The 9,996-nt window shown below is 72.2% G+C and carries 10 protein-coding genes; 3 read left to right on the top strand and 7 right to left on the bottom strand.

Annotation, left to right across the window (positions count from 1 at the left end; genetic code table 11):
- Positions 1-106: 106 nt before the first annotated feature.
- From ACWEK3_RS41415 to ACWEK3_RS41405, 3 genes are all read right to left on the bottom strand, one after another.
- Positions 107-607, bottom strand: a complete 501-nt coding sequence (locus ACWEK3_RS41415) for a nucleoside deaminase (protein ID WP_450541400.1) — start codon at positions 605-607, stop codon at positions 107-109.
- Between the two features lie 83 nt (positions 608-690).
- A complete protein-coding gene (gene cynS, locus ACWEK3_RS41410; protein ID WP_450541402.1) occupies positions 691-1,161 on the bottom strand; it encodes a cyanase in 471 nt (156 codons plus the stop codon).
- A 117-nt stretch (positions 1,162-1,278) separates the two neighbouring features.
- Positions 1,279-1,872, bottom strand: coding sequence for a carbonic anhydrase (locus ACWEK3_RS41405; protein WP_453252166.1), 594 nt, complete (start codon positions 1,870-1,872; stop codon positions 1,279-1,281).
- A gap of 124 nt (positions 1,873-1,996) precedes the next feature.
- On the opposite strand from ACWEK3_RS41405, the gene cynR reads away from it, so the two are divergent.
- Positions 1,997-2,908 (top strand): transcriptional regulator CynR, encoded by a 912-nt coding sequence (gene cynR / locus ACWEK3_RS41400; RefSeq protein ID WP_453252165.1) that lies wholly within the window; start codon positions 1,997-1,999, stop codon positions 2,906-2,908.
- 306 nt (positions 2,909-3,214) lie between these two features.
- On the top strand, positions 3,215-4,138 hold the full coding sequence (locus ACWEK3_RS41395) for a GNAT family N-acetyltransferase (protein WP_453252167.1): 924 nt from the start codon (positions 3,215-3,217) through the stop codon (positions 4,136-4,138).
- Positions 4,139-4,189: 51 nt separating this feature from the next.
- Here the strand turns inward: ACWEK3_RS41395 and ACWEK3_RS41390 are convergent, their stop codons facing one another.
- From ACWEK3_RS41390 to ACWEK3_RS41375, 4 genes are all read right to left on the bottom strand, one after another.
- Positions 4,190-5,434 (bottom strand): vWA domain-containing protein, encoded by a 1,245-nt coding sequence (locus tag ACWEK3_RS41390; protein ID WP_453252164.1) that lies wholly within the window; start codon positions 5,432-5,434, stop codon positions 4,190-4,192.
- 143 nt (positions 5,435-5,577) lie between these two features.
- The gene (locus ACWEK3_RS41385; protein ID WP_453252163.1) at positions 5,578-6,867 is read right to left on the bottom strand and encodes an AAA family ATPase; all 1,290 of its coding nucleotides are present in this window, start codon (positions 6,865-6,867) and stop codon (positions 5,578-5,580) included.
- 137 nt (positions 6,868-7,004) lie between these two features.
- Entirely contained in the window at positions 7,005-8,453 is a 1,449-nt protein-coding gene (locus ACWEK3_RS41380; protein WP_453252162.1) for a hypothetical protein, read from the bottom strand.
- A 104-nt stretch (positions 8,454-8,557) separates the two neighbouring features.
- Positions 8,558-9,184 carry an isochorismatase family protein gene (locus ACWEK3_RS41375; RefSeq protein WP_450541412.1) on the bottom strand — a complete coding sequence of 209 codons (627 nt, stop codon included), beginning with the start codon at positions 9,182-9,184 and terminating at the stop codon, positions 8,558-8,560.
- A 132-nt stretch (positions 9,185-9,316) separates the two neighbouring features.
- Between ACWEK3_RS41375 and ACWEK3_RS41370 the strand changes: the two genes are divergently transcribed.
- Entirely contained in the window at positions 9,317-9,799 is a 483-nt protein-coding gene (locus ACWEK3_RS41370; RefSeq protein ID WP_450541414.1) for a MarR family winged helix-turn-helix transcriptional regulator, read from the top strand.
- Positions 9,800-9,996 lie beyond the last annotated feature (197 nt).

The following is a 9,996-nucleotide window of genomic DNA, read 5'->3' as shown; positions in this document are numbered from 1 at the left end:
GAACGGCTCGTCCCCGGCCCGCACCGCCTCGGCGGCCAGCTCGACCGCGCGCTCCAGATGCCGCAGCTCGACGGCGTTCGGTTCGATGAGGGTCATGGCTGCTCCCTCAGGCGGCGGTGGGGGCGCCGGGGACACGGCGCTCGCCGCCGTTGTGCTTCTGCCAGAGTTGGTAGACCTCGACCGCGGCGTCGCGCGGCTCGTAGCGCATCGGCAGCCGGCGCTCGTCCCAGTTCTTGGCGAACTCCTCGTAGAAGTTGTCCAGTTCGAAGTACTTGCGGTCGTCCACGTAGTGCGGCTCGTAGGCGTCCCGGGTGGTGAGGAAGACCACTTCGTCCGGTGAGCAGTAGTACAGGGACCCCAGGCACATCGGGCACGGCTGGGCGAGCACGTAGATCGTGGCGCCGACGAGGTGCTCGGTGCCCAGCTTGGTGCACGCCTCGCGGACGGCGAGGATCTCGGCGTGCGCCGTGGGGTCGTTGGTCTGGGCGACCCGGTTCGGGCTCTCGGCCAGGATCTCGCCGTCCTTGACGATGACGGTCGCGAACGGGCGGCCGCCCTCGGCGACGTTGCGGCGGGCGATGTCGATGGTGCGCTGTGCGAAGTCCATCAAGGGTGTCCTTCCGTAAGAGGAGGAAGCCGGGGCGGCCGGGCGAGCCCGCACCGCCCCGGAGCCGGTCCGATGGGGGCGGATCAGAAGGGCTTGGTGGGCAGGTACTTGCCGTCCAGGGTGATCACCGCGCGCTCGCCGCCCTCGGGGTCGGCGACCTTCTTCACGTCCAGCTTGAAGTTGATCGCGGAGATGATGCCGTCACCGAACTGCTCGTGCACCAGGGCCTTGAGCGTGGTGCCGTACACCTGGAGCATCTCGTAGAAGCGGTAGATGGTCGGGTCGGTCGGGATGCCACCGGGGATCGATCCCCGGGTCGGGATCGTCTGGAGCAGCGCGACCGCGTCGGCGTCCAGGCCGAGCAGCTCGCCGACGGCCTGGGCGGCCTCCTCGGGCAGGGCGTGCTGGCCGAGCACGGCGGCGGTGGTGAAGGCCACCGACAGGCCGGCCGCGTCCGCGATCTGCTGCCAGGTGAGGTCCTTGCGGATCTTGGCCTCGACGGCGGTGATGGCGAGGGTCTGCCGGGCGGTGGGGTCGAACTGGGCGTGCGGCATGGGGGGTTCCTTTCAGGGTTCAGGATCGGGGTTCATGGGGGTGGGGGGACACCCGGTCCCCTGCGAGGCGGCAGGGCCGGGACGATGGGGGGCGTGGGCCGTGGGGCCGGACCGTGGTCAGGCCGCGGACGCGGTCGCCCGCGCTTCGGCGCCGACGTTCTCGACGCCTCCGGTGGCGATGTCGTAGACCCAGCCGTGCAGGGTGAGGGCACCTTCGGCCAGACCGCGGGCGACCGAGGGGTGGGTGACCAGGTTCGCCAGCTGGGCAAGCACGTTCTGGCGCACCAGAGCGGCGACGTCCCCGCAGGCGGCGGTACGGGAGCGGGAGGCGTCCGCGTGCCGCAGCCACTGGGCGACCGCCGGCACCCCGCGCAGGTCGTGGGCCTCGGCCAGGGCCGTCATGGCGCCGCAGCCGGAGTGCCCGCACACCACGATGTCGGACACGCCGAGGATCGCCACGGCGTACTCGATGGCCGCCGCCACGGCGTCGGAGCCCGGCGCGTGGGACGGGACGAGGTTGCCCGCGGTGCGGACGACGAACAGCTCGCCCGGTTCGCTGGCCGTGATCAGCTCCGGGACGACGCGGGCGTCGGAGCAGCCGATGAACAGCGTGTGCGGCGTGTGGTTCTCGGCGAGGTGGGCGAACAGGTCCGCCTTGGCGGGGTGGACGTCCCGCTGGAAACGCGTGACGCCCTGGGCGAGGTCGCGCATGAGTCACTCCCTTCGATGGGTTCCGGCCTACCGGACTCGGTGAATCCACCATGCATGACCTGTGTCTATAGAGTCCAAGACGCAATACCCATGTCTCCCATTGGCCGCATCTATAATCGTTCCCATGGCTCTGGAACTGCGTCATCTGCGCTACCTGCTCGCCGTGGCCGAGCACGGCAGCTTCACCCGCGCTGCCGAAGACCTGCGCATCTCCCAGCCCACGCTCTCCCAGCAGGTCCGGCAACTGGAGCGGACCGTGGGGGTGCCGCTCCTCGACCGCACCGGCCGCAGCGTGCGACTCACCGACGCGGGCGAGACGTACGCGCGCCACGTCCGCCGCGCCCTGCGGGACCTGGAGGCCGCCCAGCGCGCCGTCCAGGACGTCCAGGACCTGACCCGCGGCCACCTGCGCCTGGCCGCGACGCCGACGTTCACCTCCTATCTGGTGGGCCCCCTGGTCGCCGAAATGCACGCCCGCCATCCCGGCATCACCCTGGACGTCAAGGAGATGACCCAGGACCGCATCGAGTCGGCCCTGCTCGCCGACGACCTCGACCTCGGCATCGCCTTCTCCGGCTCCCACCTTCCCGGCGTCGTGGCGCAGATCCTGTTCACCGAGACCCTGAGCCTCGTCACCGGCGCCCCCGACCCCGAGGCGGGCCCGTCCCGGCCGCTACCGGTGGACGAACTGAGCAATCGGCAACTCGCACTGCTGAACGGCGACTTCGCCACCCGGAGCCATATCGACGCCCACTTCGCGACCCACAAGGTGCAGCCCCGCATCGCGGTGGAGGCCAACTCCGTCCAAGCCCTCGTCGAGATCGTGCGACGCACCCCGATCGCCACCGTGCTTCCCGACGCCATCACCCACGACCACCCGCACCTGCGCCCCGTTCCCCTCGAACCGGCCCTGCCCGCACGCACCGTCACGCTGCTGCGGCGCGGCAGCAGCTACCAGAGCGCCGCCGCCCGCGCCTTCATCCGCCTCACCCAGGACTTCGTCCGGGCCCGCGGCTACACCGACGCCCCGGAGTGACGTCCGGCGCCGGGCGTCCCAAGGCGTACCTGCTGCTCCTGACGGCAGGGGGCCTCGTCCAGGCCTGGGCGCTGGGGAGGGTGCTACGGAGGAAACAAGTGAGGTGAGCCGAGGGGCGGTTGCACGCTACAGTCGTCCCCTCCCACCATGAGGGCGGGGGACCGCGACAGCGAAAGGAGGGACAAGCCCATGATCGCCATGATCGCCGCGCTTGAGTCCTCCCGGGGAGCCGACCATCTCTGACCCCGGAGCGGACGGGCGCTTTCACCGGAGCGTGCCTTGACCGTGATTCAGAACGACCTGACCATGCGTCCGATCACCGGACGCGAAGAACTCGACCTCTTCCGCCGACTGCCCTACAGCCTCAACGAGGAACTGGCGGACGACCTCGCCGCCGGCCGCCGACGCCCGGAATGGATGTGGGTCGCCATGCACGGCGACCGCCTGCTGGCCAGGGCGGCCTGGTGGAGCCGGCCAGGCGGTGACGCACCACTCATCCTGGACGTCCTCGACCTCGACGACGGCATCCCGGGCCCCGATCGTGTGGACACCGGGGTGCGACTGCTGCGCACCGCGATGGCGGCCACCCTCCCGAACGGGACGCGTCTCCCCGAGTACAGCCGCTTCGTCCCGCCGGACTGGCATGAGAACGCGGTGACCAGGCAAGTCGTCGAGGAGCGCATGACGGTGCTGGAACGCACCGGCGCGCGGCTCTTCGTCGAACGACTGCGTCTGGAATGGCGTCCCGAATCGCCCGTTCCCGAGCCCGGCGGGCGCCTCGTGTTCCGACCCGTCCACGACGCCGGGGAACTCGTTGCCCTGATGACGTCGGTCCTGGACGGGACGCTGGACGCACACGGCCGGGACGACCTGACCCGGATGTCCACCCACGAAGCGGCCGTCAAGCACTACGAGGGCGAACTCGCCCGCTACACCAGCCCGCGGGACTGGTGGCGCGTCGCGACCCTGCCCCACGGAGAGCCGGTGGGATTCGTCATCCCGGCCCACAACGGCTACAACCCCATCATCGCCTACATCGCGGTCCTGCCCGCCCATCGCGGCAAGGGGTACATCGACGACATCCTCGCCGAGGGCACCCGTGTGCTCGCCGAGCAGGACGTCCCCCGCATCCGAGCGTCCACGGACCTCGGCAACACCCCCATGGCGCACGCCTTCCACCGCGGCGGCTACGTCAATTTCGAACGCGAGATCAACATGACCTGGAGCTGACCGAGGCGGGGGCACCTACGAGGGTGCCCCCGCCCGACTCGTCCCGCTCGCTCAGCCGATGGTGACGACATGTGCCCAACGCGGCAGGGAGTTTGGGACGTAGGCGGGACTCTCCTCGTCCACGGCGCGGGCGGGGCGGGGGAAGAGACCTACGACGGTGCGGCCGGGCGGCTGCGCGGAGGGCCACGGCGTCTGGCCGTCCGTCAGGGCGACGATCACGTCCGGGTGGGGCCGGGAGCGCAGCGCCCGGGCGAAACCGGAGCGCAGATCCGTTCCCCCGCCGCCGATCAGTTCCATGTTCTCGGCACGGCAGAGCGGGACGGCGATCCCCGCCGCCGCGTCGCAGGAGATCACCGAGACCAGATCGCGGCGTCCGCCCACCGCCCGTGAGATCGCCGCCACCTCCAGCAGCGCACTGCCCAACTCGGCGTCGCTCACCGACCCGGAGGTGTCGATCACGACGCAGACCCGGGGTGGCGTACGGCGCAGGCTCGGCAGCAGCACCCCGGGGACAGCGGCTGAGCGCCGGGACGGACGCCGGTAGCTGTGGTTCTCGCCCACCCCCGGCGCACCCGCCGCCGAGCGGACCGCCGCCCCCAGCAACTGCCGCCATGGCTGCGGCGGATGGAACGCCTCGTCCGCCCACCGGCGCCACCCGTCCGGTGCGTTGCCGGGCCGGCCCTTGATCCCCTCCGCGACCCGGAAGCGGACCGCGTCCCGCTGCTGTCTGCTCAGTCCGTGCGCCCCGTCGGGTCCCAGCTCCCACGGCCGGTCCTGCCCGTCGGCGCCACCTCCGCAGTCCAGCCAGGCGAGGTCCGCGGTGAGTCCGGACATCGACGCCGTCCGCAGGTACTCCTCCATCAGCAGCCCGTCGGGCAGCCGCAGCAGCGACGGCAGCACCGCACCGGCGGGCAGGGGCAGACCGTCACCGTAGATGTCGTCGTTGATCTCGAAGTCGGCGGCGATGTTCCGCCGGAGCCTCCCCCGGCCTTCGGCCGCGGGGACCCCCCTCCCGCTTCGCTCGCCGGGCCCGTGCTCCTCGTGCTCCCGCGCATACCGCTCGCCCCGCCCGTGGTGGTCCCGCAGCAGATGGGAGACCTCGTGCACCCAGACGCCCGCCAACTCCTCCACCGGGGTGCGCGCCACGAAGCCGGGGGAGACGTAGCAGCGCCAGTGAGCGTCCACCGCCATCGTCGGCACCGACCGGTCCTCCAACACGTGCAGCGCGAAGAGCGCGGCGGCCAGGTAGGGGCGGACCGTCACCGCGTGCAGCCGGGCGGCCAGCAACTTCTCCATGTCCAGCCGAAGTCCGGGCCGGCCGGCCCGACCGCCGGAGCCGGCCGGCGGCTCCGGCACGGTGGCTTGTACGGGGCGCGGCGGCGCGGGCCGGGACACCGGGCGCGGCAGTGGGCGCGGCGCCGGGCGCTTCGCGGCCCCCGTCATCGGCTCGCCCCCGCCGCACGCCCGGCGTCGGTCGACGCCGCGGCCCGTCCCACCGACCGGTCCGCCCGCCGGGCGAGACCGACCACCCCGGCCAGCCGCTCCACGGCCTCCGGTACCTCCCAGTCGTCGCGCCGCAGCGCGGCCAGTGTCGTCGCCGGGGCGACCAGCAGGTCCGGGGCGCCGGTCTCCAGCGCCCGTACCAGCACCGCCCAGCCCGCCTCCCACCGCTCCCGCTCCGGCCGCGCCCCGACGGCGGCCACCACCGCCTCCAGCGCCGCCTGACGCAGATCGCCCCGCACCGGCAGCTCGGCGGAGGGCGGATCGGCCAGCAGCGACTCCGGGTCCGGCAGGTCCATCCGGTCCAGATGGGCGAGGAGTTCGAGCCCGGGCCCGTCGCCCACCGCGCCCCGCACCAGCAGCGCCAGCACCTCCCGGGAGACGGAGGCCGCTGTACCGAAGGCCAGCAGGGTCAACGCGGCCTCCCAGCTCCGGGGTGAGGGCCAGGCACCGCCGCGCCGCGTCTCGGTGCTCGGCAGCCGGTGGATCAGCGTCGGCCGGGCTTCCAGGAAGCCGCAGACCGCATGCCGGGCGAAGGCCACCGCCTCCGGCAGCCGCTCCGGCACCAGTCGGGGCAGCTCCGCCCGGGGCCAGACCCCGGCCAGCCCGCGCACCACCACGTCCCGGTCGTGCACCCAGTGCAGATGCACGAACCGGTTGGCGAGCGGCGGGCTCAGCTCCCACCCGTCCGCCGCCGACGCGCGCGGATTGGCGGCGGCCACGATCCGTACGCCCGGCGGCAGTTGCAGCGCACCGACCCTCCGCTCCAGGACGACCCGGAGCAGTGCGGCCTGGACCGCCGGGGTGGCGGTGGAGAGTTCGTCCAGGAAGAGCAACCCCCGCCCGGCCCGCACGAGTTCGACGGCCCACTGCGGGGGTGCCATCGGCACCCCCTGCACCGCCGGATCGTCGCCCACGATGGGCAGTCCGGAGAAGTCGGACGGCTCGTGGACGCTGGCGATCACGGTGGTCAGCGGCAGGTCGAGGGAGGTGGCGAGTTGGGTCAGGGCCGCGGTCTTGCCGATGCCCGGCTCGCCCCAGAGCAGCACGGGCAGGTCGGACGCGACGGCCAGGGTGAGCGCTTCGAGCTGATCGTCGGGCCGCGGTTCGGTTGTGGTCGACCGCAGGAGGGTCAAGAGGTCGTCGGCGAGGGTGAGTTGGGTGAAGGTTCCGGAACCGCCGGTGTTGGCGGCGGGTGCGGATGTGGGCAGAAGCGTGCTGGACGTCATGGGCATCACCTGGGGTGGGACAAGGGAACGGGACGACCCGTCCCCGGAGATGTCGTGGTGTCGTGGGGCGTGCGCGAGCAACGCGCGGTTGAGGAAAGGGACCTCGCCTGTGCAGGCGGTTGGGCTGGTGCGGTGGGTCAGCGGGCCAGGCCTGTGCGGGGCCGGGCCCGGCTAGTCCGCTTGTGGCGCACGGCGGGAGGCGTACGACGGTCGAGCCGGGGGCGGTGGCCTGTCTCCGCGCGACCCGCGCCCGAGGCGTTCTCGTCCCCCACCGCACCGGCACCGGGGTGCGCGGTGAACAGCCCCGAGCGGAAGAGCCCGTGGTCGATGCGACGGGCCGCGGCCGACTCCAGTTCCTCCCGGAGCGGCCCGTCGCGCAGGACCGCGGCGGGACCGAGCAGCCCTTCGACCACGGCCAGCGCCCCGGCGACGTCACCGTGGCCGAGCCGTTCCCGGACCGCCGGCAGTGCCTCCGGACTGCGGTACACCGCGTCGATCGCCCGCAGGCACGGCAGCGCAGGTCCGCCGAGCGCCACCAGCAGCTCCTCCCGGCGGAGTTGGGCCGGGTCGTGGTCGATCGCCGTCAGCGCCCCGTCCCGCAGTGCGATCCGGTGGACCTCACCGCGGCATTCCACCCGGTGCGGATCGGCGGGCTCGGGGCCAGGACCGGCCACCGGTACCGAGCCGCACGCCGTCAGTGCCGCGGCGACGAGCGGATGCAGTCGCTCGGGCGCGATCAGCCCGGCGCGCAGCAGCTCCAGATCCGGAAGGACCCGGGCCGCCGCCTCCGGCAACACCGGAAGCGCCGCGACCTCCTGTGGCGGCAGCGCCTCCCGCAGTGGCCGGAACGTCGGGGCATGGCTGTCGTCGGGGGCGGCGAGTTCGAGCACGGTGCGGCTCCGCGCACCGAGCCGCACGGTGAAGCTCCCGCGACGGCGCCCTTCGGCCCGCAACAGCAACTCAGCCTCGGCAGCCCAACTCGCCTCCGCCCACGGGGAATCGTAGACGGTGGGCAGGCCGGGCGGCGCCATGGAGGATGCGCCGCACCGCCGTGCCAGTTCCCCACTCCGCCCGGAGTCCCAGAGATGGCGGTGCAGGTCGAGCCGGAAACGCCGGTCGGGGTGCGGGTGCGGGTGCGGAAGGTGCTGCCCGGAGGCTTCGTTCCCGGACCCCTCCCACAGGGCCAGGGACATCCACTGTCCGGCGTCCGCCCAGGCCGGCGGTGTCCGCACCACCAGCTGCAGTGGCGTGGGGCCGGAACTCCGGTAATGCGCGAGGGAGATGGTGAGGCCGGGCCGCAGCCGCCCGTCGGGGGCGATCCGGGGCATGTGCCAGCGGAGCAGATCAGGCGCCAGTCGACGCAGATCCGCGCGGAGACGGGTGACGAGATCGGTGCCGTGGCGGTAGCGCACGGCGCGCAGATCGAAATCGACGTCGACTCGGGCGGCGGCGCAAGCCCCCGCCCAGTCACCGACCGCACGCCGTGCGGTCGCGGTCTCGATCATGGACGGTGGCACGGCGTACTCACGCACGCGCTGCCACATCAACAGGCGGGTCGGAATCCCGTTCGCGAGGTGATGTGCCATCAGCACTCACCTTGCGCGAACGATTCCCCCATTCCGTACGAGGAGAGGTTCATCACCCGAGCATCATAGGACACTGCTTCTCTCAGTGGTGGCGCCGTGGAGCTCTAGGCTCGATAGGCCGTGGAGATCTGGCCGACCAGGACGGCGAAGGGCATGTCGAGGGCGGCGTACAAGGCGCCTGCTTCGGGGGAGGCGTTGTCGGCCAGGGCCTCGACCATGAGGGTGGCGTAGTCGCTGACGACGACGCCGGCCTGGTGCATACGCAGCAGGCCGGTCTCCCTCTTGGCCTGGCTGAAGGTGCCGGAGGCGTCCACGGCGACGTACGCATCGTGCCCGGCCGCTGTCGCGGAGAGCGCGGGCAGCGCCGCGCACACCTCGAGCGACACCCCGGCGAAGATCAGCTTCTGCCGCCCGGTGGCCTCGATGGCGCCGCGCACGCGGTCGTCGTGCCAGGCGTTGACCGTGCTGCGGTCGATGATCTTCTGTCCGGCCGGCAGTGCCTGGACCAGCTCGGGGGTGGTCGGCCCCCACATGCTGTCGGCCGCGGTGGTGGTGACGACCAGCGGCATGCCCAGCACGGTCGCCGCCCGTGCCAGCGCCACCACGTTGTGCTTCAGCTCTCCGACGGGGATGTCCCGGACGCCCGACAGAAGACCCACCTGGTGGTCGACCAGGACCACGGCGGCGTTCTCTCGGGTGATCGGCTCCAGGAACGTGCTGCGCTCGCTCATCTTCCGCTCCTTCGGGGGTTGAGCCACAGCTTGTTGGTCACTAAATTGGATAGTCAATTTTCGTGACCATTTGCGAGTGTACCTCGCTGGTGCACAGCACGGCGGCGTACGGCCGCCGAGGCGGGAGAGACCTTGACCGGGCACCAGGCTGCGGAACCGGACCTCGCCGTGCTCGCCGCCCGGATCCTCTTCTCCGTGCAGCGCGAGCTGTTCGCCGCGCTTGCCGAGCAGGGCTTCGACGACATCCAGCCCCGCGCCGGCGCCGTCCTCGCGTACCTGCGTGCCGATGGCGTTCGCGCCAGCGAACTCGCCCGCGCCTCCGGACGGCACAAGCAGGTCATCGGCTCCCTCGTCGACGACTTGGAACGCCTGGGCTACGTCGAACGCAGGCCCGACCCCGCGGACCGCCGGGCCAAGCTGATCTGCCCCACCGAACGCGGTCTGCTCCAGATGGAGGCCGCCGCCTCCATCATCCGCACGATCGAGGAACGCCACGCCAAGGCTCTGGGCAGACAGGAGTACGCCGCTTTCAAAGCGGCTCTCCAACGCGTGGCCGACCTGCAGGCCGAAGCCCGGCACGACGATCAGGCGCCGGGACGAAGCCAGGGCGACTGAGGCGGCCTGCGCCGCCCGAGGCCGCTGGGTGCCGAGGGCGAGGAGCAGCCGCAACGGGCTGTCGCGGGCGGAACTCGCCGTGGAGAGACACGACGCCGGCCACAGCACTAGACGAGTCATTCCGATGTGATTAGTGGTCGTAGGCGATCAGGGATCGCATGACCGGCTGTCCGGTCTTGTGGTTGTGCCAGATCGCC

This window comes from Streptomyces sp. NPDC004721, assembly GCF_053601495.1.
This window is presented reverse-complemented; position numbering and strand designations above follow the sequence as displayed.